The 25,380-nt window shown below is 56.6% G+C and carries 23 protein-coding genes and 1 tRNA gene; 18 read left to right on the forward strand and 6 right to left on the reverse strand.

What is annotated here, in order from left to right; genetic code table 11:
- The first annotated feature begins 59 nt into the window (after window positions 1-59).
- The 4 genes from KI613_RS10405 to typA all read left to right on the forward strand — a co-directional run bounded on the left by KI613_RS10405 (window position 60) and on the right by typA (window position 5,851).
- Complete coding sequence (locus tag KI613_RS10405; protein WP_226405740.1) at window positions 60-2,156, forward strand: YgiQ family radical SAM protein; 2,097 nt, start codon at window positions 60-62, stop codon at window positions 2,154-2,156.
- A gap of 159 nt (window positions 2,157-2,315) precedes the next feature.
- The gene (locus KI613_RS10410) at window positions 2,316-3,461 is read left to right on the forward strand and encodes a GGDEF domain-containing protein (RefSeq protein WP_226405519.1); all 1,146 of its coding nucleotides are present in this window, start codon (window positions 2,316-2,318) and stop codon (window positions 3,459-3,461) included.
- Window positions 3,462-3,540: 79 nt separating this feature from the next.
- Window positions 3,541-3,939, forward strand: a complete 399-nt coding sequence (locus KI613_RS10415; RefSeq protein ID WP_226405520.1) for a group II truncated hemoglobin — start codon at window positions 3,541-3,543, stop codon at window positions 3,937-3,939.
- Window positions 3,940-4,009: 70 nt separating this feature from the next.
- Complete coding sequence (gene typA, locus KI613_RS10420; protein ID WP_226405521.1) at window positions 4,010-5,851, forward strand: translational GTPase TypA; 1,842 nt, start codon at window positions 4,010-4,012, stop codon at window positions 5,849-5,851.
- 203 nt (window positions 5,852-6,054) lie between these two features.
- Here typA and moaA read toward each other — a convergent pair whose 3' ends face one another.
- Together moaA and KI613_RS10430 are read right to left on the reverse strand one after the other, a co-directional pair.
- Entirely contained in the window at window positions 6,055-7,128 is a 1,074-nt protein-coding gene (moaA, locus tag KI613_RS10425) for a GTP 3',8-cyclase MoaA (protein ID WP_226405522.1), read from the reverse strand.
- A 298-nt stretch (window positions 7,129-7,426) separates the two neighbouring features.
- Window positions 7,427-7,502 (reverse strand) — tRNA-Asn (locus KI613_RS10430).
- A 77-nt stretch (window positions 7,503-7,579) separates the two neighbouring features.
- On the opposite strand from KI613_RS10430, the gene KI613_RS10435 reads away from it, so the two are divergent.
- A complete protein-coding gene (locus KI613_RS10435; RefSeq protein ID WP_226405523.1) occupies window positions 7,580-9,268 on the forward strand; it encodes an AsmA-like C-terminal region-containing protein in 1,689 nt (562 codons plus the stop codon).
- 49 nt (window positions 9,269-9,317) lie between these two features.
- Here the strand turns inward: KI613_RS10435 and KI613_RS10440 are convergent, their stop codons facing one another.
- Window positions 9,318-10,526 carry an amino acid aminotransferase gene (locus KI613_RS10440; RefSeq protein ID WP_226405524.1) on the reverse strand — a complete coding sequence of 403 codons (1,209 nt, stop codon included), beginning with the start codon at window positions 10,524-10,526 and terminating at the stop codon, window positions 9,318-9,320.
- 76 nt (window positions 10,527-10,602) lie between these two features.
- On the opposite strand from KI613_RS10440, the gene uvrB reads away from it, so the two are divergent.
- Window positions 10,603-12,672, forward strand: coding sequence for an excinuclease ABC subunit UvrB (uvrB, locus tag KI613_RS10445; RefSeq protein ID WP_226405526.1), 2,070 nt, complete (start codon window positions 10,603-10,605; stop codon window positions 12,670-12,672).
- A complete protein-coding gene (locus KI613_RS10450; RefSeq protein WP_226405528.1) occupies window positions 12,669-13,151 on the forward strand; it encodes a low molecular weight protein-tyrosine-phosphatase in 483 nt (160 codons plus the stop codon). Before uvrB ends, KI613_RS10450 begins: the two co-directional genes overlap by 4 nt.
- A gap of 63 nt (window positions 13,152-13,214) precedes the next feature.
- Here KI613_RS10450 and KI613_RS10455 read toward each other — a convergent pair whose 3' ends face one another.
- Complete coding sequence (locus KI613_RS10455) at window positions 13,215-15,863, reverse strand: Rne/Rng family ribonuclease (RefSeq protein WP_226405530.1); 2,649 nt, start codon at window positions 15,861-15,863, stop codon at window positions 13,215-13,217.
- Between the two features lie 402 nt (window positions 15,864-16,265).
- Here KI613_RS10455 and KI613_RS10460 point away from each other — a divergent pair, with 402 nt between their 5' ends.
- Genes KI613_RS10460 through KI613_RS10475 form a run of 4 tightly spaced genes read left to right on the forward strand, consistent with a single transcriptional unit; the run spans window position 16,266 to window position 19,210 of the window.
- Window positions 16,266-17,270 carry an RluA family pseudouridine synthase gene (locus KI613_RS10460; RefSeq protein ID WP_226405532.1) on the forward strand — a complete coding sequence of 335 codons (1,005 nt, stop codon included), beginning with the start codon at window positions 16,266-16,268 and terminating at the stop codon, window positions 17,268-17,270.
- Window positions 17,267-17,917: an HAD family hydrolase gene (locus KI613_RS10465; RefSeq protein WP_226405533.1), complete on the forward strand. Its 651-nt coding sequence runs from the start codon at window positions 17,267-17,269 to the stop codon at window positions 17,915-17,917. The genes KI613_RS10460 and KI613_RS10465 overlap by 4 nt, the downstream gene beginning before the upstream one ends.
- Window positions 17,896-18,255 carry a Rieske (2Fe-2S) protein gene (locus tag KI613_RS10470; protein ID WP_226405535.1) on the forward strand — a complete coding sequence of 120 codons (360 nt, stop codon included), beginning with the start codon at window positions 17,896-17,898 and terminating at the stop codon, window positions 18,253-18,255. The genes KI613_RS10465 and KI613_RS10470 overlap by 22 nt, the downstream gene beginning before the upstream one ends.
- Window positions 18,248-19,210: a S49 family peptidase gene (locus KI613_RS10475; protein ID WP_226405536.1), complete on the forward strand. Its 963-nt coding sequence runs from the start codon at window positions 18,248-18,250 to the stop codon at window positions 19,208-19,210. The genes KI613_RS10470 and KI613_RS10475 overlap by 8 nt, the downstream gene beginning before the upstream one ends.
- Before the next feature lie 3 nt (window positions 19,211-19,213).
- On the opposite strand, the gene KI613_RS10480 is transcribed toward KI613_RS10475, so the two are convergent.
- Window positions 19,214-19,921 (reverse strand): SAM-dependent methyltransferase, encoded by a 708-nt coding sequence (locus KI613_RS10480; RefSeq protein ID WP_226405537.1) that lies wholly within the window; start codon window positions 19,919-19,921, stop codon window positions 19,214-19,216.
- The gene (locus KI613_RS10485) at window positions 19,921-20,502 is read right to left on the reverse strand and encodes a Maf family protein (RefSeq protein WP_226405538.1); all 582 of its coding nucleotides are present in this window, start codon (window positions 20,500-20,502) and stop codon (window positions 19,921-19,923) included. Before KI613_RS10485 ends, KI613_RS10480 begins: the two co-directional genes overlap by 1 nt.
- A 53-nt stretch (window positions 20,503-20,555) precedes the next feature.
- On the opposite strand from KI613_RS10485, the gene KI613_RS10490 reads away from it, so the two are divergent.
- The 7 genes from KI613_RS10490 to acpP all read left to right on the forward strand — a co-directional run bounded on the left by KI613_RS10490 (window position 20,556) and on the right by acpP (window position 25,339).
- The gene (locus KI613_RS10490) at window positions 20,556-21,101 is read left to right on the forward strand and encodes a YceD family protein (RefSeq protein WP_226405539.1); all 546 of its coding nucleotides are present in this window, start codon (window positions 20,556-20,558) and stop codon (window positions 21,099-21,101) included.
- 18 nt (window positions 21,102-21,119) lie between these two features.
- A complete protein-coding gene (gene rpmF / locus KI613_RS10495) occupies window positions 21,120-21,299 on the forward strand; it encodes a 50S ribosomal protein L32 (protein WP_226405540.1) in 180 nt (59 codons plus the stop codon).
- A gap of 54 nt (window positions 21,300-21,353) precedes the next feature.
- Complete coding sequence (plsX, locus tag KI613_RS10500) at window positions 21,354-22,382, forward strand: phosphate acyltransferase PlsX (RefSeq protein WP_226405541.1); 1,029 nt, start codon at window positions 21,354-21,356, stop codon at window positions 22,380-22,382.
- Complete coding sequence (locus tag KI613_RS10505) at window positions 22,383-23,342, forward strand: beta-ketoacyl-ACP synthase III (protein WP_226405542.1); 960 nt, start codon at window positions 22,383-22,385, stop codon at window positions 23,340-23,342. It begins immediately after the preceding gene.
- A 16-nt stretch (window positions 23,343-23,358) separates the two neighbouring features.
- Window positions 23,359-24,285 carry an ACP S-malonyltransferase gene (gene fabD, locus KI613_RS10510; protein ID WP_226405543.1) on the forward strand — a complete coding sequence of 309 codons (927 nt, stop codon included), beginning with the start codon at window positions 23,359-23,361 and terminating at the stop codon, window positions 24,283-24,285.
- Window positions 24,286-24,288: 3 nt separating this feature from the next.
- Entirely contained in the window at window positions 24,289-25,029 is a 741-nt protein-coding gene (fabG, locus tag KI613_RS10515) for a 3-oxoacyl-ACP reductase FabG (RefSeq protein WP_226405544.1), read from the forward strand.
- Window positions 25,030-25,102: 73 nt separating this feature from the next.
- Complete coding sequence (gene acpP, locus KI613_RS10520) at window positions 25,103-25,339, forward strand: acyl carrier protein (RefSeq protein ID WP_066883607.1); 237 nt, start codon at window positions 25,103-25,105, stop codon at window positions 25,337-25,339.
- The last annotated feature ends 41 nt before the right edge of the window (window positions 25,340-25,380 follow it).

A 25,380-nucleotide genomic window follows, 5' to 3' on the forward strand; every position in this document is an offset into this window, starting at 1 on the left:
CGCTCTTTGGTTATCGCAAATTCTGGGCACATCGTTTCGGGCCAGCCCCCTTCCTGCCCATGTCGCGCGCCGAGATGGATACCTTGGGCTGGGATTCGTGCGACATTATTCTCGTCACCGGCGATGCCTACATCGACCATCCGAGCTTCGGCATGGCCTTGATCGGGCGTTTGCTCGAAGCGCAGGGTTTCCGCGTCGGCATTCTTTGCCAGCCAGACTGGAATTCTGCGGTCGACTTCAAAAAACTGGGAAAACCGAATCTTTTCTTCGGCGTCACCGCCGGCAACATGGATTCGATGGTCAATCGCTATACGGCTGACCGCAAGATCCGCTCGGACGACGCTTACACGCCCAACGGCGAGCCGAACAAGCGACCGGATCATGCCGTGACCGTCTATGCCCAGCGTTGCCGCGAGGCTTTCCCCGGTTGTAACGTCATTATCGGCTCGATCGAGGCCAGCCTGCGGCGCATCGCGCATTTCGATTACTGGTCGGACAAGGTTCGCCGCTCGGTGCTGCCTGACTCCAAGGCTGACATGCTGTTCTTCGGCAATGCCGAGCGGGCCATTGTCGAACTGGCCCACCGTGTCGCCAAGGGCGAGAAAATCAGCGAAATCCGCGATCTGCGCGGTACGGCCTTCATGGTGTCGCGCGGCTGGCTTCCTTCCGACGAATGGGATGCCATGGACTCGACCTCGGTCGACACGCCGGGCCCGCTGGTCAGGCACACCGACCCTTATGCCATGGAAGGCGATTCCAAAATTGGCCAAGATTCCCGGTTGACCGTGGAAGATGGCGCGCCAACGGGCGCCCAGCCGATCCGCATCGTTTCGCGCACCGAGCGGCTGGCGGCACGCCAGGATAGACGCGCCCATACGGTTGTTCGCTTGCCGTCCTACGAGCAGGTCAAGGACGACCCGGTGCTTTACGCCCACGCCTCGCGTACCTTTCACCTCGAATCCAATCCCGGCAATGCCCGGGCGCTGGTTCAGGGGCATGGCGAACGCGATGTCTGGCTGAATCCACCGCCTATCCCGCTGACCACCGAAGAGCTCGATCAGGTGTACGAATTACCCTACGCCCGTCGTCCGCACCCGAGCTATGGTGACGCCAAGATTCCGGCCTGGGAAATGATCCGTTTCTCGGTCAACATCATGCGTGGCTGCTTCGGTGGCTGTACCTTCTGCTCAATTACCGAGCACGAAGGGCGCATCATCCAGAGCCGTTCCGAAGACTCGGTGATCCGCGAAATCGAGGAAATGCGCGACAAGACGCCGGGTTTCACCGGCATCGTCTCAGACCTCGGCGGGCCGACCGCCAACATGTTCCACCTGACCTGCAAGGACCCGAAGATCGAGTCCGCCTGTCGCCGGCTGTCCTGCGTCTATCCGGACATCTGCGAGAACATGAACACCGACCACAGCAAGCTTATTTCACTGTATCGCAAGGCGCGGTCGATCAAAGGCGTCAAAAAGGTGCTGATTGGCTCTGGCCTGCGCTACGACCTGGCTGTGCGCTCTCCCGAATACATCAAGGAACTGGTCACCCACCACGTTGGCGGCTACCTGAAAATCGCTCCCGAACACACCGAAGAGCGCCCGCTGTCCAAAATGATGAAACCGGGTATCGGCTCCTATGACCGCTTCAAGCAGCTGTTCGACCGTTTCTCCCGCGAGGCCGGCAAGGAGCAGTACCTGATTCCGTACTTCATCGCCGCCCACCCGGGAACGGAAGACGAGGACATGCTCAATCTTGCCCTGTGGCTGAAAAAGAACAATTTCCGCCTCGACCAGGTGCAGACCTTCATCCCGACGCCGATGGCGATGGCGACGACGATGTACCACAGCGAGCGTAACCCGTTGCGCAAGGTCACGCGGAGCAGTGAGCATGTAAACACCGTGCGCAATGGTCGCCAGCGCAAGTTGCACAAAGCCTTTCTGCGCTACCACGACCCGGCCAACTGGCCGTTGTTGCGCGAAGCCCTCAAGGAAATGGGGCGCGCCGATTTGATCGGCAACGGCAAAAAACAACTGATTCCAGCCTGGCAACCGGCCGGCACGGGCGGCACGTCGTCTGCATCCACCGGGAATATTCGGCGGACCGGGCCAGTAGCGCGCTCCAGCGTGCAGCGGCAACAAGGGCCGAGGAAAAAATAGTATTCATTGTGGGTTTGACGAGGCTGCGGGAAGTGGCGATACTTTAAAAAATCGCCGTATTTCTCGTGGCTTCGAAAGCTTTTCGCCAAGTCTCATATTCATCTGGGCATGGTTTTCGAAAATCGGGGCGGCATAAAGCCTGGATGGCGGGATAGAGACATGCACAGAGGACGAGACCATGAGCGGGGCGGCTGCCACGGTCGACGGGTGACCGATCGACGGCCCGGTTTTGCCCGGCATCTCGATCTTCACCTGCTAGATGGGGCGCCACATCGTCTGTCATGGGAAGACCAGAGAGCGCAGTACTGGACGCGCCTGTTGTTCTGCGTACTGGCCCTGATGTATTTCAACTTTGGCGGCGACGCCCAGGTTCGGTCATGGGCAAGCCTGCCTCTCGTCAATCTGGTCATGACGGTTTATGGCGTCGAGATCCTGTTTTTCATGTGGCATGCAACGCGAGTACCGCATGCGCCATGGCGCCAGCGACTGACCATGTGGGTGGATATCGGCGCGGCTGCTTTCGCCGCTTTGGCCGACGCCACGCTCAGTTCCCCCGGCTTCCTGGTTTTTCTGATGGTCATTCTCGGCAACGGCATGCGTTACGGCCTCAGGCTTTTTGGCGAAGCCGTGATCGGTAGCCTGGGTGCATCAATCCTCATCGTCTGGCTGCGCTTGCCCGATTACCTCGCCATCTTCTCGGTTAGTGCCATCTTTTTCCTGGTCTTTTTTGCCATTGTCGTTCTCTATTCGTATTCGCTGACGGCCAAGATCGAACGGGCTCGCCAGAAGCTTTCGCACGAGAGAAATGTTGATGCGCTGACTGGCATGCTTAACCGGCGAGCGCTGATTGAGCGGGCTGCCCAGCTTTTCCAGTCGCCGGCGGCGCATGGCGGCAAGATTGTCGTGCTGTTTGCCGATCTCGATGGTTTCAAGAGCGTGAACGATACGCACGGCCACCATGTCGGCGACAAAGTGCTGGTTGCCGTGGCTGAGCGCATCCTTGAAAACGTTCGCGATATCGACCTGGTGGCGCGCTATGGCGGTGATGAGTTCCTGCTCGTGCTGCCCAGAACCTCGCGTGAGGGTGGCGAAATCGTCGCTCAGCGGGTGCGTCAGGAAATCAATGACTGGGCCAGGCAGAATGCCATCGACTTCAATGTTTCGATTGGTGTCGGCAACTATCCGGAACATGGCCGTGATCTGGAGTCTGTCATCGCCTCGGTCGACAAGGCCATGTACCGCAGCAAGTCGGAAAACGGGCGGGGCGGCATCCTGCACGCCGAAAGCCTAAGCGTCTCCTCCTGAGGAGCGGGCATGCTCTCGGCAATCGTCGCCGCCTCCGTTACACTTGCCGGATTTCCCACGATTCCCTAAGAGTTGATTCATGACCGATCAGGCCAAGACGCCCACGACCTACGAAAAAATCGGTGGCGAAGCCACTGTTGCCAAGCTGACCGCGCGGTTTTACGAATTGATGGATACAACTTCCCATTTTGCGGAACTGCGGGCCATGCATCCGGCCGATCTTTCAGGCTCCCGGGATAAACTCTTCATGTTTCTCTCCGGCTGGTTCGGCGGCCCGGATCTTTTCGTCGAGAAATTCGGCCATCCGAAGCTGCGCGCCCGCCACATGCCCTTTGCCATCGGCACGAAGGAGCGTGATCAGTGGGTCGCCTGCATGGTGCTGGCGATGGAGGATGTTGGTTTGAGCGAGGACGTTCGTAAGGTTCTGCTCAATAATTTCTTCAACACCGCCGACTTTATGCGTAATAAAGAAGGATAAAAACTCGGCCGGGGATGTTGCGGCGCACCATCGGTGATAGAATCACGCCTTTGATTTTTCAGGCCTTCCCATGTCCGCTCGTCCGATCCGCAACATCGCCATCATCGCGCACGTTGACCACGGTAAAACCACCCTGGTCGACCAGCTGCTCCGCCAGTCCGGCACCTTCGCCGCTCACCAACAACTGGTTGAGTGCGTCATGGACTCCAACGACCTGGAAAAAGAGCGTGGCATCACGATTCTTTCCAAGAATACTGCGGTCGAATATCAGGGCGTACACATCAATATCGTCGATACCCCGGGTCACGCGGACTTCGGTGGTGAAGTCGAGCGCGTGCTGGGCATGGTCGATGGCGTGGTGCTGCTGGTCGATGCCGCTGAAGGCCCGATGCCGCAAACCCGTTTCGTTACCAAGAAGGCACTGGCCCTCGGCCTTCGCCCGATCGTGCTGGTCAACAAGGTTGACCGCGATGGCGCCGATCCTGATCAGGCCGTCAATCTGACCTTCGACCTGTTCGACAAGCTCGGCGCGACCGACGAGCAGCTCGACTTCCCGATTGTTTACGCTTCCGGCCTCAATGGCTGGGCTGCCATGGAACTGGATCAGCCGCGCGAAAACATGATTCCGCTGTTCGACACGATTCTTCGTCACGTGCCGGCTCCCGATACCGATATCGAAGCCCCGCTGCAACTGCAGATTACCGCTCTCGATTATTCGTCCTACGTCGGTCGTATCGGCGTCGGCAAGATCAATCGTGGCAAGGTCAAGACCGGTCAGAACGTGCTGGTCATGTTCGGTACCGAAGAGGAAGCGGCCGAACACGAGCGCACCCCGATCAAGGCCAAGATTGGCCAGGTGTTCGGCTACAAGGGCCTGAACAAGATTGAACTGGAAGAAGGCCACGCTGGCGACATCGTCCAGATCACCGGTATCGAAGATCTGGTTCTGGGCTGTACCGTGACCGATCCGGAACAACCGGAATCGCTGCCGCTGCTCAAGATCGACGAGCCGACGCTGTCCATGCAGTTCATGGTCAATACCAGCCCGCTGGCTGGTACTGAAGGCAAGTTCGTCACCAGTCGCCAGATCCGTGATCGCCTGCACAAAGAACTGCTGACCAATATGGCGCTGCGCGTGCATGACACCGGTAACGGCGATGTGTTCGACGTGGCTGGCCGTGGCGAATTGCACCTCGGCATCCTGCTCGAAAACATGCGTCGCGAAGGCTATGAACTGGCCGTCGGTCGTCCGCGCGTCGTCAAGAAGACGATCAACGGTGTCGAGTGCGAACCGTACGAGTTGCTGACCGTCGACGTCGAAGAAGACACCCAGGGTGGCGTCATGGAAAGCCTCGGTCAACGTCGTGGCGACCTGCAGGATATGGTGCCGGACGGTCGCGGTCGTGTCCGTATCGAATACCGCATCCCGGCCCGCGGCCTGATCGGCTTCCAGGGCGAGTTCATGAACCTGACCCGCGGTAACGGCCTGATGAGCCACGTTTTCGACGAATACGCTCCGGTCAAGGATGGCTCGGTTGCCGAGCGTCGCAATGGTGTGCTGATCTCCCAGGACAATGGCGAAGCCGTTGCCTACGCGCTGTGGAAACTGCAGGATCGTGGCCGCATGTTCGTCGTGCCGGGTGACAAGTTATACGAAGGCATGATCATCGGTATCCACAGCCGTGAAAACGACCTGGTCGTGAACCCGATCAAGGGCAAGCAACTGACCAACGTTCGTGCCTCCGGTACCGACGAAGCTGTTCGCCTGGTGCCGGCCGTCCAGCTCAGCCTGGAAGCCGCTGTCGAGTTCATCGAAGAAGACGAACTGGTCGAACTGACGCCAAAGTCGATTCGCATGCGCAAGCGTTACCTGACCGAAATCGAGCGCAAGCGTGCGGTGCGTGGTCTGTAAGGATGTAACATGAGTTTTTGCCAGCCCTGTCGTTCCTGGGTCGGGCAACACAAAAAGGCGGCCCGTTGGGTCGCCTTTTTGCTTTTGTTGTCGCTTTTTTTTACGCTGCTTGGCTTGGTTGCAACACCAATCAACGGCGTCGGCTTCTGCAAGGTTTACCCGTAAATCCTACGGTCAACCGGAAAAAACGGCCAAACCTGAAATCAGCCGCCGGTCATCGACATGAAGCGAATGACCTGTGGCGCATCCATCTGTTGGGTAAAGTCGTGCCCGTAGGGCTTGATGCCCATGCTGTCGATAATCGCCTGGCGCAGGGCCGCATCATCATTACTGGCGCGTAGCGCGGGCAGCAGATTGGCCGCATCGTTCTGGCCGAGACATGGGTAAAGTTCGCCCTTGGCGGTGATCCGCACACGGTTGCAGCTATCGCAGAAATTGTGGCTGTGCGGAGAGATGAATCCGATGCGTGATTCGCTGCCGGGAATGCGCCAGTAGCGCGCCGGCCCACCGGAATCCTCGGTCGATGGAATCAGCTCGAAATGGCGCGACAGCATTTCCCGCGTTTCCTCGGACGAAATATACGTATTGCTACGCCCGTGAATCTCGCCCAGCGGCATTTCTTCGATAAACGAAATATCCAGTTCGTTGTTGATGGCAAAGCTGACCAGATCGACGAACTCGTCATCATTGGTACCGCGCATCATCACGGCATTCAGCTTGGTACGCCGAAATCCGGCTTGTCGGGCCGCCTCGATACCGCGCAGAACCTTGGTCAGATCGCCGATTCGGGTAATTTTCCGGAAGCGCTCCGGATTCAAGGTGTCGAGACTGATATTGATGCGCTTGACGCCGGCAGCTCGCAAAGGGACGGCAAAGCGGTCAAGCTGCGAACCGTTGGTGGTTAGCACCAGATTTTCCAGGCCGGGCAGGGCGCCAAGGCGCTCGATGAGCCACATGGCATCCTTGCGCACAAGTGGCTCACCACCGGTGATTCGCAACTTGGTGACACCAAGACCAACGAACACCGATGCAACACGCAAGCACTCCTCAAGACTCATCACTGCCTCGCGTGGCAGAAAAGTCATTTCCTCGGCCATGCAATACGTGCACCGGAAATCGCAACGATCGGTAATGGACAGGCGAACATAGGAAATCCTCCGCCCGTATTTGTCGAGCAGAGTGCCTTCCTGATACCCCGTTGCCGAAGGATCGATGCGGGGCGTGAAGTCGGCAAGACCGACGGGTGTCAATTCCTGCCGGAGTGTTTCATTTTGCATGGCGGATGTTTCATTGATGGCCCACTAGGAGTGAAGCTACTGTCTGGTCGCCGATTATCGATTGCTGACCATCCTCAAACAAGTAGAGACATCAAAAATCCAGAAAGTTTCTTCCTTGCTACGAGAAATAGACCCGTTTAGCCAAGAAAAAGCTCACCCAGAAGCGCCCGTGTGGATGATGCTATCATTACTTATCGCGCCATTAGGCCGTATTGCAATAAAGGCAGGGAGGGGGTGAAAATGTTAAAACAAAACAAAAAGCCCAACCAAAATGGCTGGGCTTTCTGATGTGTTTTTCTGGCTCCCCGACCTGGGCTCGAACCAGGGACCTACGGATTAACAGTCCGGCGCTCTACCAACTGAGCTATCGAGGAACAGAGATGCGCATTATAGGAGTAGAATCCCCTCGTGTCAAGCATCTTGTGGTTTTTTAAGAAGAAAAAACAGGGTTATGGATTCCAATTTGATTTACGCAAAAACGCCGACTGGCGATGAGGCGGTTCGCCAGAGTACACGTGTCGTTCAGCGCAATCTGCGCATGGTATTAGTGCAAGTCGACGGGAAAATGAGCGTCGAGGAGTTATCTGCAAAGATTGGCAATCCTCGGCTGGTTCAATCTGCCCTGCGAGAGCTTGAAGATGGTGGTTTTATCGCCCCGACCATGGATGCCGTGTCGGTGTGGCAAGAAGGCATGAAGACGGCCAAACAAGAGGCCGCGCAGGAACCAATCCCGCCGATGTCGCAGTTTTCCACTTTTGGCCCCAAGTCACTGGGGGCTTCTGAGTCGAAAAAGGGTGAGAGCGCAGCTAGTAGCTTTTCTTCGTTTGGCAAGCCGATTCTTCCGTCTCCATCTCCGATCGCTGAGGCTGCGCAGCCAGCCGTTATCGCTGACATGCGTGAACCGGAGGACCGTCCTTATCGCCCAAGCATGTCAGTTGGACGCAAGGGATTATTGGTGATAGCTGCGCTTCTGGCCATTCTGCTCGTTGCTGTTATCTTCTACCCCTACGAGCAGTTCAAGCCGGCCCTCGAGGCATCGGCGACGCGAATGCTCAATGCCCCCGTCAACATAGACCGGGTTGGCGTCACACTTTTCCCAAGCCCATCGTTGAAACTGGTCGGAGTCCATATTGGTGAACCAGAGGATGGAAAAATTACTGAAGTACGTATTTCTTCACTGCTTTCTCTACTGGGAAGTGCGCCACATCAGGTAGCAAAGGTTGAGGTCTCGGGAGCGACGTTGTCCGCCAACCGCCTTGTGGCGTTGCCGATGTTCATCGGTCAAGCGGCCGCTAGCCACGAGGTGATCATTAAAAAAATGATGCTCGACCATTTGCAACTGACACTCGGTGACAGCCTCACTTTGAATGAGCTTTTTGGCGAGATTGCATTTCGTCAGGATGGATCAATCGAGAAAGCCACCTTCGAAACAGCTGACCGCAGCATGCTCATAAATGCCCAGGCAGGCAGCCAAGGTTTGGCTCTGAGCCTCGAAGGGCGGGCATGGGCACCGTTTGGAACAGCAGTTTCATTCGCCTCCCTGCAAGCTAAAGGGCTTTTGCAGAAAAACAAATTATTGATCCAGGACATCGATACTACTTTCCTGGGTGGCATTCTGCGCGGGAACTGGCTTCTCGATTGGAGCAACGGCTTGGCGATGGCAGGCGATGGCACACTAAGCAGACTTGATACTCGAAAGGTCAGCGCAGCTTTCGCCCCGTCTTTGAAAATTGATGGCGATATGAGCGGAACAATGCGCTTACGCTCCAGCGGAGGCGACTGGGAGAGTCTGTGGGGAAATCTTGAAACAGTATTGAGTACAGAAATCACCCGCGGTGCCTTCCATGGCGTAGACCTCGGTGAGGCGGTTCGCCGCAGCGGTGTCTCAGAGGTGCGAGCGGGGTCGACAAAATTCGATCGACTGCGCTCTACGATCAACATCACCCCCAAACAGGTCGTTGGTCGTGAGGTCCGAATGGATGCGGGGATGGTGACTGCGGTTGGTCAGTTTAATTCCACGATCAACGGACAGGTCGAGGGCAATATGGCCGTCACAATGCAAACATCGGTGTCGAGCCAGAACGCATCGGTTCGTATTTATGGCGTCTTGCCCGACCTGAGCGCAACTACCCGAAAATAAAAAAGGCGGAACCGAAGCTCCGCCCTTTTTGCATTGGATACCTGCTCGATCAGGCCTTGGTGACTGCCGCAATCGCTTTCGCCACGTAATCCAGATTCTTGGTATTCAGTGCAGCCAGGCAAATACGGCCGGTCGACACGGCATAGATACCGAACTCGTCGCGCATAAGATCAACCTGCGCAGCGCTCAGGCCGGTGTAGGAGAACATGCCGCGCTGCTGGGCGACAAAGGAGAAGTCCTGAGCCACACCTTGAGCCTTGATGGCATCAACCAGGCCGGTACGCATGGCACGGATGCGGTCGCGCATGCCGGCGAGTTCTGTTTCCCACATCTGGCGCAACTCTGCCGAGGCCAGCACGCCAGCCACCAAGGCACCACCGTGGGTGGGCGGATTGGAATAGTTGGTGCGGATGACACGCTTGACTTGCGACATGACGCGCGCCGACTCTTCCTTGCCGGACGTGACGATGGACAACGCACCGACGCGTTCGCCGTACAGCGAAAAATTCTTGGAAAATGAACTGGAAGCGAAGAACTGTAGGCCAGAAGCCGAGAAGGCACGGACAGCTACCGCATCGGCATCGATACCGTCGGCAAAGCCCTGATAGGCCATGTCCAGGAAGGGCACCAGGCCGCGATCCTGGCAGATGGCGACGATTTCGCCCCACTGGGCATCCGACAAATCGGCGCCGGTCGGGTTATGGCAGCAAGCGTGCAGCAGAATGATCGAGCCGGCAGGCAGTCCGTTTAGACAAGCCTTCATGCCGGCGAAATTGACGCCACGCGTCGCTGCATCGTAATACGGATAGTTTTCAACGACAAAACCAGCTGACTCGAACAGGGCGCGGTGATTTTCCCAGGAAGGGTCGCTAATATAGACCTTGGCATCCGGGTTCAAACGCTTCAGGTAGTCGGCACCGATCTTCAACGCACCGGTACCACCCAGCGCTTGCGCGGTGATAACCTGACCGTTGGCGATCAGGGCGGAATCCTTGCCCAGCAACAAATTTTGAACTGCCTGATTGTAGGCCGGGGAGCCTTCGATGGGCTGATAACCACGCGGCAGGGCAGCTTTCACGCGAGCATCTTCTGCGGCCTTGACGGCAGCCAGCAACGGAATCTTTCCGTTGTCGTCGAAATACACGCCAACGCCGAGATTGACCTTGGTGGTACGCGCATCGGCGTTGAAAGCTTCGTTCAGGCCGAGGATAGGATCGCGCGGGGCCATTTCCACCGCTGCGAAGATCGAAGAGGACATAGGAACTCCGTGAAATAATACAAACAATGTCCGCGCAGCCGATTTGCTACGCGACGAAAAACCGAAGAATTTTAGCATGAGCGAAACCAACAACATCATTCCGGTTACCAGCTTCGATGGGAGTCCCTTTCGATTGCACCAGCCGTTTCCACCGGCTGGCGACCAACCAGAGGCGATCCGGCAACTCGTCGAGGGGCTGGAGGATGGTCTGTCATTCCAGACCTTGCTCGGCGTTACCGGCTCCGGGAAGACCTATACGATGGCCAACGTCATCGCCCGCACCGGTCGTCCTGCCCTGGTTCTGGCGCCCAACAAGACGCTGGCGGCGCAGTTGTATTCCGAATTCAAGGAATTTTTCCCGGAAAACGCCGTCGAGTATTTCGTTTCCTACTATGACTACTATCAGCCGGAAGCCTATGTGCCATCCCGCGATCTGTTTATCGAGAAGGATAGTTCGATCAACGAGCACATCGAACAGATGCGTTTGTCGGCAACTAAGAGCCTGATTGAACGGCGAGATGTCGTCATAGTCGCCACCGTTTCCTGCATCTACGGTATTGGTGATCGCGACGAATATCACAACATGATCCTGACCATGCGCGTGGGCGACCGCCTCGATCAGCGCGCCATCGTCAAGCGGCTGACCGACATGCAGTACGACCGGAATGAGATGGACTTCCATCGTGGCACCTTCCGCGTGCGCGGCGATATCATCGACATTTTCCCGGCGGAACATGCCGAACACGCCATTCGTGTTTCGTTGTTCGATGACGAGGTTGAAGCTCTGCAATTCTTCGACCCGCTGACCGGCCATCTGCTGCATAAGGCGCTCCGTTTTACGGTATTCCCTGCATCCCATTATGTGACGCCGAGAGGCACCGTCCTGCGTGCCATCGAAGCGATCAAGGATGAATTGCGCGAACGCATAGATTTCTTTACCCGGAACAACAAGTTGGTCGAAGCGCAACGTATCGAGCAGCGCACCCGATTTGATCTGGAAATGCTCGATCAGATTGGCTTCTGCAAGGGTATCGAGAATTACTCGCGACACTTTTCAGGGCGCAAGGCCGGCGAATCACCGCCTACGCTGATCGATTATCTGCCAGCCGATGCGCTGATGTTCATCGATGAGTCGCATGTCAGCATCGGACAGGTCGGCGGGATGTACAAGGGTGATCGCTCGCGCAAGGAAAATCTGGTTGATTATGGTTTTCGCCTGCCATCGGCGCTCGATAACCGGCCATTGCAGTTCAACGAATTCGAGGCGCATATGCGCCAGACCATCTTTGTTTCGGCCACGCCAGCTGACTATGAGCAGCAACATGCCGGTCAAGTGGTAGAGCAGGTGGCCCGTCCCACCGGATTGATTGATCCGGAGGTGATCGTTCGGCCTGCATCGACACAAGTGGATGATCTGTTGGCAGAAATTGGCAAGCGAATTGCCGTAGGTGAGCGGGTGCTGGTTACGACGCTGACAAAGCGCATGTCCGAAGACCTGACGGATTTTCTGGCCGACAACGGTATCAAGGTTCGTTATCTGCACTCGGACATAGATACCGTTGAGCGCGTCGAAATTATCCGTGACCTGCGCCTGGGTGAGTTCGACGTTCTCGTCGGCATTAATCTGCTGCGCGAAGGACTGGATATTCCGGAAGTTTCACTGGTTGCGATCCTTGATGCCGACAAGGAAGGCTTTTTGCGTTCGGAACGATCATTAATTCAGACAATTGGCCGTGCCGCACGCCATATCCATGGCACAGCCATCCTCTATGCTGATACGATTACAAGGTCTATGCAGCATGCTATTGCCGAAACAGGGCGGCGACGTGAGAAGCAAATCGGCTTCAATCTGGCGCACGGCATTACACCACGCGGCGTGTCCAAGAAAATAAAGGACATCATCGATGGGGTTTATGATGCAGGAACAGCACAAACAGAGCTGAAAGCCGCTCAGCAGTTGGCAATATACGAAGCCATGGATGAAAAGACAGTGGCCAGGGAGATCAAGCGACTCGAGAAAGCGATGCTTGAGTGCGCAAGAAACCTGGAATTCGAAAAAGCGGCGGCAGCCCGCGACGAATTGTTCCGGCTTAAGGAGCAGATATTCGGCGTGGCGCGACACGACCCTGACGGAGAGACAAAATGAGCTATCGCGTGCTACTTGTCTGCATGGGCAACATCTGCAGATCGCCGACAGCTGAAGGTGTTTTTAGATATTTTATAAAAATTAATAACTTAGGAGGTAAAGTTGAAGTTGATTCTGCTGGGACGCACGGCTATCACGTTGGCGAAGCTCCCGATTCGCGGACGCAACGCGCAGCGTCGGCACGGGGTTATAACCTTTCACAGCTACGCGCCCGCAAGGTGGCTCGGCAGGATCTCGACTATTTCGATCTTATTCTGGCTATGGACAAGAGCAATCTTGATAATTTGATGCGCATGGCGACGCCGGAGCAACAGAAACGCATCGGACTGTTCATGGATTACTCACAGAACTTCGATGATGACGAAGTGCCCGATCCATATTATGGCTTGGGTCATGGTTTTGATCTCGTTCTCGATATGGTCGAGGATGCTTCGCTGGGGCTGGTCGAGGAAATAAAAAAGAAACTGGAAACTTCCTGAGTAGTGGCCAGAAACAAGAAGGGGCTCCCACGGGAGCCCCTTCTTCATTACGTCGTCGACTTCTTATTTGCCGGTTTCAACCATCACGAGTGGCTCATTTTCGGCTTGCTCGGTGACGGACTTCTGCTTGCGCGGACGTCCTAGCTTGACCGGAGGCTCCGCCGGGGCAATGGCGACAGCAGGTGCGGTGGTCTGTACCAGAACCAATCCGCTTTCAGCCAAAGCCGAGGTTAAGTCGATCGGTTCCGGAACAACGGCGACTGACTGGATTACGGTTTCTTCGATTTGCGGGGCGCTGATCGCAATGGCTTCGACTACAGCAGTTTCGACCGATGCAGCTTCCGGTTCTGCTTGCTTGGTTTCGACAATAGCGACAGGAGCAACAGCTACTGGCTCAACAACGACCTGGCTTGATTCAATGTTCGGCGCGATCGCCTCGGCTGCAATCATTTCGGCTGCGGGGATGACAACGATCACAGGCTCCTGACTGACTGGTTCTGCCGTTTCCTGAACCGGGGCGGCTGCCTCGCCAGTTTCGACGACTGGCGTTACAGCCTCGGCTTCGGGGCGACGCTCACCACGACCGCGACCGCCACGACGGCCCCGACGGCGATTGCCCTGTTCTTCACTGCCGTTGGCCTCTTGGGATTCATTGTCGACCAGCGGGGCGACAGATGTTGACTGATCTGCACTTGGCGCCTGTTGCGCTAGCTTGTTCTCGGCTGCCTCTGCTTGCGGACGTTCACCACGCCCCTTGCGTTCGCCACGCGGACGGCGCTCCTGACGTTCGCCATTGCCGGCGGTCGACTCGTCTGAAGGTGCCTTTTCTGCACTGCGCTCATTACGATTGCCGCGATCTTTGTTGCGTTCTCCGCGTTCTTCTTCACGCTTGTTGGCGTTACGTCCGCCACGGCGGCCATCGCGGTCTCGACGACCATCACCGCGACCTTCGCGGGGTTTCTTGGCAGGCTCGGGAGCGACTACCGTTTCGACCGGTTTTGCCGGTGCGCGGAACCACGAAAATAGCTTGGAGAAAATGCCGGCTTCCGGCTGGACTGGTGCAGCAACCGGTGCGTCGGTCTTCTCCGGAAGGTTAGGTGCCGGCTGATCGGGCGAAATGCCCTTGATTGCCGCTTCCTGGCGAGGTTTAACGGCCTCTTGTTGAGTGGCCTGCTTGATCGCTTCCTCAAGGGGCATGTCGACCATGCGGTAGGAGGGTTCGCGGATGTCGTCCTGATTCAGGTCGTCGTGGCGCAGGCGCGTGATGGTGTGTGCCGGCGTTTCGAGATGGATGTTCGGGATGAGCAGGATGGTGACCTTGTGGCGCAACTCGATGGCCTGGATATCCGGGCGCTTTTCGTTGAGCAGGAAGGTGGCGACATCAACCGGAACCTGGACATGGACGGCGCCGGTGTTTTCCTTCATCGACTCCTCTTCAAGGATGCGCAGAATGTGTAGCGCTGCCGATTCGGTCGAGCGGATGTGGCCAGTACCGGTACAGCGCGGGCAGGGGATGTAGCTGGTTTCGGCCAGGGCCGGACGCAGGCGCTGACGGGAGAGTTCCATCAGGCCGAAGCGGCTGATCTTGCCCATTTGAACGCGGGCGCGGTCGAAACGCAGGCCGTCGCGCAGACGGTTTTCGACGTCGCGCTGATTCTTCTGGCTTTCCATGTCGATGAAGTCGATGACGATCAGGCCGCCAAGGTCGCGCAAGCGCAATTGGCGGGCCAGTTCGTCGGCCGCTTCCTGATTGGTCTTGAGCGCGGTTTCCTCGATGTCGGAGCCTTTGGTTGAGCGGCCCGAGTTCACGTCGACAGCGACCAGCGCTTCGGTGTGGTCGATGACGATGGCGCCACCGGAAGGTAGATTGACCTGACGGGCAAAGGCGGTTTCGATCTGATGTTCGATCTGAAAACGCGAGAACAGTGGCACGTCGTCGCGATAGCGTTTGACGCGATTGACATTGCCCGGCATGACCGTGCCCATGAAGGCGCGAGCTTGCTCGTAGACCTCGTCGGTATCAATCAGGATTTCGCCGATATCCGGCTGGAAGTAATCGCGGATGGCGCGAATGACCAGGCTGCCTTCCAGATAAATCAGGAAAGCGCCGCTTTGCTGCTGGGCGGCGCCATCGATGGCGGTCCACAGTTGCAGCAGGTAGTTCAAGTCCCATTGCAGTTCTTCGGCCTGGCGACCGATGGCTGCGGTACGGGCGATCAGGCTCATGCCGTTGGGCACTTCAAGCTGATCCATGACGTCACGCAGTTCGGCGCGCTCGTCGCCGTCGACACGACGGGAAACACCACCGCCGCGCGGATTGTTCGGCATCAGTACGAGGTAGCGGCCGGCCAGGGAAACGTAGGTAGTCAGGGCGGCGCCCTTGTTGCCACGTTCATCCTTGTCGACCTGGACGATCAGTTCCTGACCTTCCTTCAGTGCATCCTGGATTCGGGCCCGGCCAGCTTCGGTACCCGGCAGAAAGAAGGCGCGGGATACTTCCTTGAAAGGGAGGAATCCGTGCCGATCGGCGCCGTAGTCAACGAAGCAGGCTTCGAGCGACGGTTCGATACGGGTAATGATGCCCTTGTAGATGTTGCTTTTGCGTTGTTCCTTGGCGGAGGATTCAATGTCGAGATCAATCAGTTTCTGACCATCGACAATGGCGACACGGAGTTCTTCCGCCTGTGTCGCATTGAATAGCATGCGTTTCATTATTTTCGGGCTCCAGCGCACAGCAGCACGCTGCAACGAAACGCCCGGGCAGGCAGCGACAGTTTCAGTTATCGGGTTGCGTCATGAATGATGGTTGGCAAAGGCGATGGTGAATGTGCTGATCAACAAACGGCCGCGTGCTTTTTATTGAAATGCGCGACCTGAAAATTCCTGCAACGGGCAATCCGTGCGTGCTTACAGTGGGCTTATCCATTAACATCACTACTTTTGGTGAGTGAACTTAACCAGTCGTTTTACGTTGATCTGGCCTGGGCAGTTGGCACAGGTGAGACTTCGAGCCTGCCGCTTGGCGGTCGCGCATTAAGCGCAAGGTCACAAACGGTCTGATGGTTCGGCATCTCTTGCAAACCGAGACGTAGAACGCAGGCAGTATATTAGAAAATGACCGGGGTAGGTAACAATTCAGTCACGCACGCAGTGATCGGCGAAGAAGAAGAGGGGCAGCGCCTCGACAACTTTTTGATCCGGCGCTGCAAGGGGGTTCCGAAGAGCCATATCTATCGAATTTTGCGGAGTGGCGAAGTACGGGTGAATAGCGGCCGGGTCGATGCGACCTACCGCCTCTGCGCCGGCGACAACGTGCGAATTCCGCCGATCCGGATTGCCGAACGGCCGCAAAATGAGGTCGACGAAGCGGCCAAGGAGCGTGTCGATCTGCCGATTATCTATGAAGATGAGGCAATGCTTGTCATCGACAAGCCGGAAGGCATTGCCGTCCATGGTGGCAGCGGGGTCAGTTTTGGCGTGATCGAGGCCTTGCGCCGACAGCGTCCGCAAGCCAAGTTCCTTGAACTGGCGCACCGACTGGACAGAGAAACCTCTGGTGTGCTGCTGGTAGGCAAAAAACGGTTGGCGTTGACCGCGCTGCATGACATGTTCCGCGAGCACGGAGCAGGGGCGGACAAGCGTTACCTGGTTTTGGTCAAGGGACGCTGGATGAACACTACCCAGCACGTCAAGTTGCCGCTGTACAAATACCTGACCGAAGGTGGCGAACGTCGCGTTTCAGTCAATCCCGAAGGCAAGGCGTCGCATACCATCTTCCGCTTGCTGGCGCGCTGGTCGGATATGAGCCTGCTTGAAGCGCAACTGAAAACGGGGCGCACTCATCAGATTCGCGTCCACCTAGCGCATCTTGGCTTCCCCATTCTCGGCGACGAGAAATATGGTGATTTTGCGTTAAACAAGAATCTGAAACGTGATGGCCTGAAACGCATGGCATTGCATGCCTGGCGGATGGCCTTTCGCCACCCGCTAACGGCCACGCCAGTCGAGTGCATCGCACCGCTACCTGACAGTTTTGGTAGCTACATTCTTACGGTCAACCGGAAAAAAGACCCAGAATTCAAATCCGAAAATCTGGAAGAGATATTGAGCCAAAAATGAAATACCAACTGGTTGTCTTTGACTGGGATGGCACGCTGCTTGACTCGGCGGGCGCCATCGTTCATGCCATCCAGGCGTCTTGCCGTGATCTCGGCTTGTCTGTTCCGGACGACGCGCGTGCTCGTCATGTCATTGGCCTGGGTTTGGCCGATGCCTTGCGCCACGCGGTGCCGGATTTGCCCCCCGAGAGCACGCAGGTGATGGTCGAGCGCTATCGTTTCCACTATCTGTCTGGCGATCAGAGCCTGACCTTGTTCGACGGTGTGCCTGAAATGCTCCAACGCCTGAAGGCGGCCGGGCATATTTTGGCGGTAGCAACAGGCAAGAGCCGGCTTGGTCTTGAACGGGCACTTGATCATTCGGGGTTGCGTCCGCTATTTCAGGCCTCTCGTTGTGCCGACGAATGTCACTCAAAACCGCATCCGCAGATGCTGCAGGAGCTGATGGCCGAGTTTGGCATTGCCGCCGAGTCGACTGTCATGATCGGCGACACTTCGCATGACCTTCTGATGGCGACCAATGCCGGCGTCGATAGCCTGGCGGTAACCTATGGCGCCCATCCGCACGACCACCTGCTGGAACACAAGCCAGTGACCTGTCTGCATAGCGTGAAGGAGCTGGATCGGTGGCTGCAGGATTGCGCCTGATCTGTACCAGTAGTGAGGTTGTAGATGGCGGGCAGGGGGTTCGTTTTACTGTCGAGCGCTACGGACGTACGACGCCAGCATTTGTCATACGTTTTCATGGGCAGGTGCACGCCTATTTGAATGAATGTGGTCACGTTCCAGCTGAACTCGACTGGCTGCCGGGCCAATTCTTCGATGATTCCAAGCTATACTTGATTTGCTCGATTCATGGCGCACTTTATGCTCCAGAGTCAGGCAGATGTCTCGGTGGCCGGTGTCAGGGTAAAGGATTGAAACCCCTGAAGGTGCAAGAGATCGACGGACAGATTTTTTTAGAGCAAGAAAACAATCATGGATAGCCCCCAACCGCCCAATAACGATTCCGCCTGGGAGCGGAAAACCCTTGAAAAATTGGTGTTCGCTGCCCTCGACGAGCAGCGGGCCCGTCGGCGCTGGGGAATTGCCTTCAAGGCACTTGGTTTCATATACCTGTTGGTTGTGCTGGTCGCTGTCGTTGACTGGGGCGCCGGAGCTGAGCATCAAGAACGCCACACGGCCCTGGTCACCCTAAGTGGTGTCATTGAGGCCAAAGGGGAGAGCAATGCAGAGAATCTCGTTGCCGCGCTGAACAGCGCCTTCGAGGAAAAGAATGTTGCCGGCATCATCCTGCGCATCAACAGCCCCGGCGGCAGCCCGGTTCAGGCGGGAATCATCAATGATGAAATTCGTCGCCTACGTGGGAAGCATCCGGACAAGCTTGTGTATGCAGTGGTTGAAGACATGTGCGCCTCGGGTGGCTATTACGTCGCCGCGGCAGCCGACAGTATCTACGTCAACAAGGCCAGTATTGTCGGCTCCATCGGTGTGCTGATGGATGGCTTCGGTTTTACTGGCACGATGGACAAGGTGGGCATCGAGCGTCGCCTGCTAACTGCTGGCGAGAATAAGGGCTTCCTCGACCCGTTCTCGCCACAGGCGCCGCAGCACAAGGCTCATGCCCAGACGCTGCTCAATGATATTCACCAGCAATTCATTGACGTCGTTAAAGCCGGGCGCGGCAAGCGGCTCAAGGAAACGCCGGAAATGTTTTCCGGCCTGATGTGGACCGGCGCGCAGAGCGTTAAGTTGGGGTTGGCCGACGATTTTGGCAGCGTCGAATCGGTGGCGCGCGATGTCATCAAGGCCGAGAAGGTTCTGGATTATTCGGTCAAGGACAATATCGCCGAACGTTTCGCCAAGCGCCTAGGCGCCAGTACCTTTGCCGGTTTCTGGAAAGGCTTTTCGGAAAGTGCAGCGGGCGTCAGTCTTCGCTAAAGATCAGGCCAGCAGCAGAAAAACCGTCGGACGCCGCTCGATTTCGGGCGGCGTTTGTTTTTTCCAGACCTGGATTGTTCGCGTCAGCACCGATTCGCCCGGCAAGGTTAAGTCAGTTGCCACGGTCAGCCTGGTTGTTGGGAGGCAGGCCTGAAGAACGGCATCGAACATCGCCCGGTTACGGTACGGAGTTTCTATGAAAATCTGGGTCTGCTGGCGTTTTTTTGATTCGTTTTCCAGGTTGCGCAGCATTTTTGTGCGCTCGACCTCTTTGGCGGGCAGGTAGCCCTGAAAGGCAAAGCGTTGCCCGTTCAGGCCCGAGGCCATCAAGGCCAGCAGGAGCGAAGAGGGGCCAATGAGTGGCACAACACGAATGCCTTCCTTTTGGGCTAGTGCAACCAGATTGGCGCCAGGGTCAGCAACCGCTGGACAGCCAGCCTCCGATAGCAAGCCGACGTCGTGGCCGGCGCGCAGTGGTTCCAGCAAGCGGTCAAGCTCATTCGCCTTGGTATGCTCGTTCAATTCCTGAAGCTGCAATTCCTGCAACGGCAAATCGGTGCCTGCCGCCTTCAGGAAGGCCCGTGCTGTCTTGGCCTGTTCGACGACAAAATAAGTCAATGGCCGGATCGAGGCGAGTACATTGGCGGGCAGAGATTCTTGCGGTGCAGTCGGGCCGAGCGGTACGGGAATCAAATACAGGGTGCCGGCCATCAGAGAACCGCCACGCCCTGATTACGCAACATGTCGCACAGCGCAATCAATGGTAGGCCAACCAGGGCATTCGGATCGTCGCCACGCATGCTGCTCAATAACGCAATCCCCAATCCTTCCGACTTGGCCGATCCTGCGCAGTTATACGCCGGCTCCCGGCAAAGATAATTCTCGATTTCCTGGTCGCTTAATTCTCGGAACGTGACCAGCGTTGGCACCCCACGAATCTGCACCTGACCCGTTCTGGCATTGAGCAGGCAGAGGCCAGTGAAGAAATTGACAGTCTTTCCGGACAAGGTGCGCAACTGATCGACAGCGCGCTCATGCGTTCCCGGTTTTCCGTACATTTTGCCGTCGACCGTAGCAACCTGATCGCTACCGATAATCAGCGCATCAGGATACGTTTCAGCGACCGCTCTGGCCTTGGCTTCGGAAAGCCGCAAGGCAATCTGTTCCGGCGTTTCGCCGGGAAAAGGGCTTTCATCGGTTTGCGGATTGGCAACATCAAACGGGATGCCAAGACGACCAAGGAGTTCTCGGCGAAATGGCGAGGTTGAGGCTAGAATCAGGTTCTGCGGCATAAAAATCCGTTACAACAAAGCTTTGCGTTGAACACTTCAAGCAGCACTTTGTTTTGACTTGGAAAGCCAAAAATAATATCATTCAATGTTTAAGTCGCAACAGATCAAGATTGAAAAGGATTTCGGACGCTTTCGCATTTGCCAGAGATGGTCGTGTTCTCGAGGGAACATTTGCCGTCGCGGACCTTGGTCGCCTGCATGATTTGCTGGCAGAGATTGATGGAGAGGTAACTTTCCATCTGCAAGGGTACAAGGGTGATAGCGGGGAATCCATGCTGCACTTGGAGGTTTCGGGAACGATCCCGCTTGCCTGTCAGCGCTGCCTGGAAGCCGTGCCTTTCGATCTTGATGTCGATAGTCTGCTGGAACTTGTTCCAGAGGGTACCGAGTTATCGCAAGATGAACTGGAAGACGACACCCGGGATTTCCTGCCGGTGGTACGCGAACTGGATGTGGTCGAGTTAGTTGAGGATGAAATCCTCCTCGCCCTGCCGGTGGCGCCGCGGCACGAAAAATGTGGTTTGCCTGGTGCGGCCGATGCTGGCGAACGGATCAATCCGTTCGCGAAATTGTCCGGGCTAAAAGGCAAGCCGAACTGATTTTTTTGGAGTAACAAAATGGCCGTTCAACAGAACAAAAAGTCCCCGTCCAAGCGTGGCATGCACCGTGCTCATGACTTCCTGACCGCACCCCCGCTGGCCGTCGAGTCGACCACCGGCGAAGCTCATCTGCGTCACCACATTTCCCCGGCCGGCTTCTATCGCGGCAAAAAAGTCGTCAAGGGCAAGGGCGAGTAATCGTTCAATGAAGGGCAGGCGGTTCGTAATGAACCGCCTGCCTTTTATTTTGCCATGACAACCCGCATTGCTATTGATTGCATGGGGGGTGACCACGGTCCGTCAGTGACGGTACCCGCGGCCATTCAATTTCTTGCGGAGCATCCGTCAGCCAATCTCGTCCTGGTCGGTCAGGAAGATGTGTTGCGCCCGTTGCTCGGCAACCATGTCAGCGACTCACGCATTCGCCTTGTTCACGCCTCGGAAATCGTAGGCATGGACGAGTCGCCGGCGCTTGCGCTGCGCAATAAAAAAGATTCGTCGATGCGGATTGCCATCAATCAGGTCAAGTCCGGGGATGCCGATGCCTGCGTGTCCGCCGGCAATACCGGTGCGCTGATGGCCATCTCCCGCTTTGTCCTGAAGATGCTGCCAGGCATTGATCGACCGGCAATCTGTGCGCCACTACCTACAGTCAATGGTCACACGCACATGCTGGATCTTGGGGCCAATGTCGATTGCGGACCGGAGCACCTGCTTCAGTTTGGCATCATGGGTGCCATGCTGATTTCAGCAATGGAGCACAAGGATCAGCCGACGGTCGGCATTCTCAACATTGGTGAAGAAGACATCAAGGGAAACGAAGTGGTCAAGGCAGCGGCCGGATTGCTACGTACCTCGGGGCTCAACTTCATCGGTAACGTTGAGGGTGACGGCATCTACAAAGGCGAAGCTGATGTTATCGTTTGTGATGGCTTTGTCGGCAACGTTGCATTGAAGACGTCAGAAGGGCTTGCCCAGATGCTGGCATCGTCCTTGCGCACAGAGTTCAAGCGTAACTGGCTGACCAAGATTGCCGCCCTGATTGCAATTTCAGTGCTCAACAACTTCAAAAAGCGCTTTGATCACCGCCGCTACAACGGGGCGATCCTGCTTGGACTCAGGGGCGTTTCGGTCAAAAGCCACGGTTCGGCTGATGTGCTGGCCTTTGGCAATGCCATCTCGCGTGCCTACGATGCGGCTGAGAACCGTGTTGTGGAACGCATTACCAGCCGCTTGGCACAAATGACGCCAATCCCGGCTGTTGTTGAGGAGAAGGTCTGAATGTATGCACGCTTGATCGGTACCGGCAGTTACCTACCGGGCAGCCCTGTCAGCAATGACGATCTGGCGGCACGCGGAATCGACACCAACGATGAGTGGATCGTTACACGCACAGGCATTCGCAGTCGCCATCTTGCGAGTCCCGGCACAACGTCCAGCGAACTTGGCCTGATTGCCGCGCAACGGGCACTGGAAATGGCGGGTATTTACGCAACCGATCTTGATCTGATCATTGTTGCGACATCAACCCCAGATTTCATTTTCCCGAGCACAGCCTGTCTGATCCAAGCCAAGCTGGGCAATAAGGGGGCTGCCGCCTTCGATGTTCAGGCGGTATGCGCCGGGTTTACCTACGCACTGGGCATTGCGGAAAAATTCATCCGCTCCGGTAGCCACAAGAGGGCACTGGTGATTGGTGCTGAAGTCTTCTCGCGCATCCTTGACTGGAACGATCGCGGCACTTGCGTCTTGTTTGGTGATGGCGCCGGTGCCGTTGTTCTGGAAGCATCCGACAAGCCAGGCATCTTGGCCACGGCGATGCATGCCGACGGCAGCCAGAATGGCATCCTGAATGTTCCAGGGCAGATTTGCGGCGGTCAGGTCACCGGCGATCCCTTCCTGCGCATGGATGGACAGGCTGTCTTTAAATTTGCCGTCCGGGTTCTAGCCGATATTGCCGAAGAAGTCTGTCAAATTGCAGGCATCCAAACGCGCGATGTCGATTGGCTTATTCCGCACCAGGCGAATATTCGCATCATCGAAGCGACTGGCAAGAAACTGGGCGTTGACCGTAACAAAGTTATTGTGACGGTTGATCGCCACGGCAATACATCCGCTGCCTCCGTACCATTAGCACTGGATGAAGCTGTGCGCGATGGACGCATCCAGCGCGGCCAGAAAGTGCTGGTTGAAGGCGTTGGTGGTGGCTTTACGTGGGGCGCAGCCCTTCTCGAATTCTGAACCAGGAGACGAAACGATGTCTTTTGCATTCGTATTTCCAGGCCAAGGCTCGCAGAGCGTTGGCATGATGGCAGCCTACGGCGACTCAGTCGTGGTTCGCGCAACTTTTGATGAAGCGTCAGCAGCGTTGGGTGATGATCTGTGGGCTATGGTTGCCGAAGGTCCGGCCGAAACGCTGACACAGACTGTTAACACCCAGCCGGTGATGCTGACCGCAGGTATCGCTGCATGGCGCTTGTGGCTAGACAAGGGTGGCAAAAAACCTGCTGTCGTTGCCGGCCACAGCCTCGGCGAATATTCAGCGCTAGTCGCTTCCGGCGTGATTGACCTCAAGGATGCCGTACCGCTGGTTCGTTTGCGTGCCGCTGCCATGCAGGAAGCTGTGCCGGTTGGTGCCGGTGCCATGGCAGCCGTTGTTGGACTGGATAACGCTGGCATCGCTGCTGCCTGCGCCGAAGCGGCACAGGGCGAAGTGGTTGAACCTGTCAATTTCAACGCCAACGGCCAGACCGTGATTGCCGGTCACAAGGCGGCTGTTGAGCGTGCCATGGAAGCCTGTAAGGCTCGTGGCGCCAAGATGGCGAAGGCGCTTCCTGTGTCCGCACCGTTCCACTCTTCGCTGATTCGGCCGGCTGCCGACAAACTTGCTGCCCGCCTCGCTGAATTGACGCTGCATGCACCGCAGATTCCAGTGATTAACAATGTCGACGTCGCTATCGAAAACGAACCGGCACGTATCAAGGATGCCCTGATCCGCCAAGCTTACAATCCAGTTCGCTGGGTTGAAACCATCCAGTCGATGGCTGCACTGGGTGTTACGACCGTAGCCGAATGTGGCCCAGGCAAGGTGCTGGCCGGCCTGACCAAGCGTTGTGCCGATGGCATTGTCGGCATCGCCTTGGCCGATGCCATAGCCATCGAAGCCAATCTGGGTCTGGAGTAACAGATGCTGAACGATAAAATAGCGCTGGTCACCGGTGCTACACGCGGCATTGGTCGCGCCATTGCGCTGGAACTAGGCAAGCAGGGTGCCACCATAATTGGCACGGCTACCAGCAATGATGGAGCTGCCAAAATTTCGGCGTACCTGGCAGAAGCCGGCATCAAGGGCAAGGGTATTGCTCTGGATGTGTGTGACGTTGCTCAGACTGACTCGACTCTCACCGACATTGCCAAGGAACTCGGCGCCATCACCATTCTGGTAAATAACGCCGGCATTACCCGCGACAACCTGACCATGCGCATGGGCGACGATGAGTGGGATGCGGTTATCGATACAAACCTGAAAGCAGTCTTCCGATTGTCGCGTGGCGTCATGCGCGGGATGATGAAGGCGCGCTTTGGCCGCATCGTGAACATTACTTCCGTGGTCGGTTATTCGGGCAATCCCGGCCAGGCTAATTACTGCGCAGCCAAGGCTGGTGTTGCCGGAATGAGTCGTTCTCTAGCCCGCGAACTGGGCAGCCGCAACATCACGGTTAACTGCGTCGCACCGGGCTTTATAGCTACCGACATGACGCATGCGTTGACCGAAGAACAGAAGCAGGCCATGCTGGCGTCCATTCCGTTGGGACGAGCCGGTACGCCAGAAGATATTGCCGGCGCTGTCGGCTTTCTCGTATCCCCGGCTGCCGCCTATGTCACAGGCACAACAGTGCATGTGAATGGCGGTATGTTCATGGATTGATTTCCCGAAGCCCCGGCTTTTGGTAAACTAGTAATGTTTTTTTTCGTACCCCTGAGGGGAAGGAGTTTTTCTAATGGATAACATCGTAGAGCGCGTCAAGAAGATCGTCGCCGAACAACTGGGCGTGAACGAAGCGGACATCAAGAACGAGTCCTCCTTTGTGGACGATCTGGGCGCGGATTCCCTGGACACCGTTGAACTGGTCATGGCACTGGAAGAAGAGTTCGAGTGCGAAATCCCTGACGACCAGGCTGAGAAGATCACCACGGTCCAGCAGGCTGTCGATTTCATCCTCGCCAACAAGAAGTAATTTATTCTCGTTGACTTAGGCAAGGCCGGCCCCAATGGCCG

This window comes from Ferribacterium limneticum, assembly GCF_020510585.1.
Lineage (GTDB): Bacteria > Pseudomonadota > Gammaproteobacteria > Burkholderiales > Rhodocyclaceae > Azonexus.

Bases quoted from the DNA above. Each gene is read 5' to 3' on its own strand.
- moaA (WP_226405522.1), bottom strand. From the start codon at position 7,128: ATGCAAAATGAAACACTCCGGCAGGAATTGACACCCGTCGGTCTTGCC.
- typA (WP_226405521.1), top strand. From the start codon at position 4,010: ATGTCCGCTCGTCCGATCCGCAACATCGCCATCATCGCGCACGTTGAC.
- fabD (WP_226405543.1), top strand. From the start codon at position 23,359: ATGTCTTTTGCATTCGTATTTCCAGGCCAAGGCTCGCAGAGCGTTGGC.
- KI613_RS10475 (WP_226405536.1), top strand. From the start codon at position 18,248: ATGGATAGCCCCCAACCGCCCAATAACGATTCCGCCTGGGAGCGGAAA.
- KI613_RS10455 (WP_226405530.1), bottom strand. From the start codon at position 15,863: ATGAAACGCATGCTATTCAATGCGACACAGGCGGAAGAACTCCGTGTC.
- rpmF (WP_226405540.1), top strand. From the start codon at position 21,120: ATGGCCGTTCAACAGAACAAAAAGTCCCCGTCCAAGCGTGGCATGCAC.
- KI613_RS10465 (WP_226405533.1), top strand. From the start codon at position 17,267: ATGAAATACCAACTGGTTGTCTTTGACTGGGATGGCACGCTGCTTGAC.
- KI613_RS10415 (WP_226405520.1), top strand. From the start codon at position 3,541: ATGACCGATCAGGCCAAGACGCCCACGACCTACGAAAAAATCGGTGGC.
- KI613_RS10440 (WP_226405524.1), bottom strand. From the start codon at position 10,526: ATGTCCTCTTCGATCTTCGCAGCGGTGGAAATGGCCCCGCGCGATCCT.
- fabG (WP_226405544.1), top strand. From the start codon at position 24,289: ATGCTGAACGATAAAATAGCGCTGGTCACCGGTGCTACACGCGGCATT.
- KI613_RS10435 (WP_226405523.1), top strand. From the start codon at position 7,580: ATGGATTCCAATTTGATTTACGCAAAAACGCCGACTGGCGATGAGGCG.
- acpP (WP_066883607.1), top strand. From the start codon at position 25,103: ATGGATAACATCGTAGAGCGCGTCAAGAAGATCGTCGCCGAACAACTG.
- uvrB (WP_226405526.1), top strand. From the start codon at position 10,603: ATGAGCGAAACCAACAACATCATTCCGGTTACCAGCTTCGATGGGAGT.
- plsX (WP_226405541.1), top strand. From the start codon at position 21,354: ATGACAACCCGCATTGCTATTGATTGCATGGGGGGTGACCACGGTCCG.
- KI613_RS10410 (WP_226405519.1), top strand. From the start codon at position 2,316: ATGCACAGAGGACGAGACCATGAGCGGGGCGGCTGCCACGGTCGACGG.
- KI613_RS10505 (WP_226405542.1), top strand. From the start codon at position 22,383: ATGTATGCACGCTTGATCGGTACCGGCAGTTACCTACCGGGCAGCCCT.
- KI613_RS10485 (WP_226405538.1), bottom strand. From the start codon at position 20,502: ATGCCGCAGAACCTGATTCTAGCCTCAACCTCGCCATTTCGCCGAGAA.
- KI613_RS10480 (WP_226405537.1), bottom strand. From the start codon at position 19,921: ATGGCCGGCACCCTGTATTTGATTCCCGTACCGCTCGGCCCGACTGCA.
- KI613_RS10405 (WP_226405740.1), top strand. From the start codon at position 60: ATGTCGCGCGCCGAGATGGATACCTTGGGCTGGGATTCGTGCGACATT.
- KI613_RS10450 (WP_226405528.1), top strand. From the start codon at position 12,669: ATGAGCTATCGCGTGCTACTTGTCTGCATGGGCAACATCTGCAGATCG.
- KI613_RS10460 (WP_226405532.1), top strand. From the start codon at position 16,266: ATGACCGGGGTAGGTAACAATTCAGTCACGCACGCAGTGATCGGCGAA.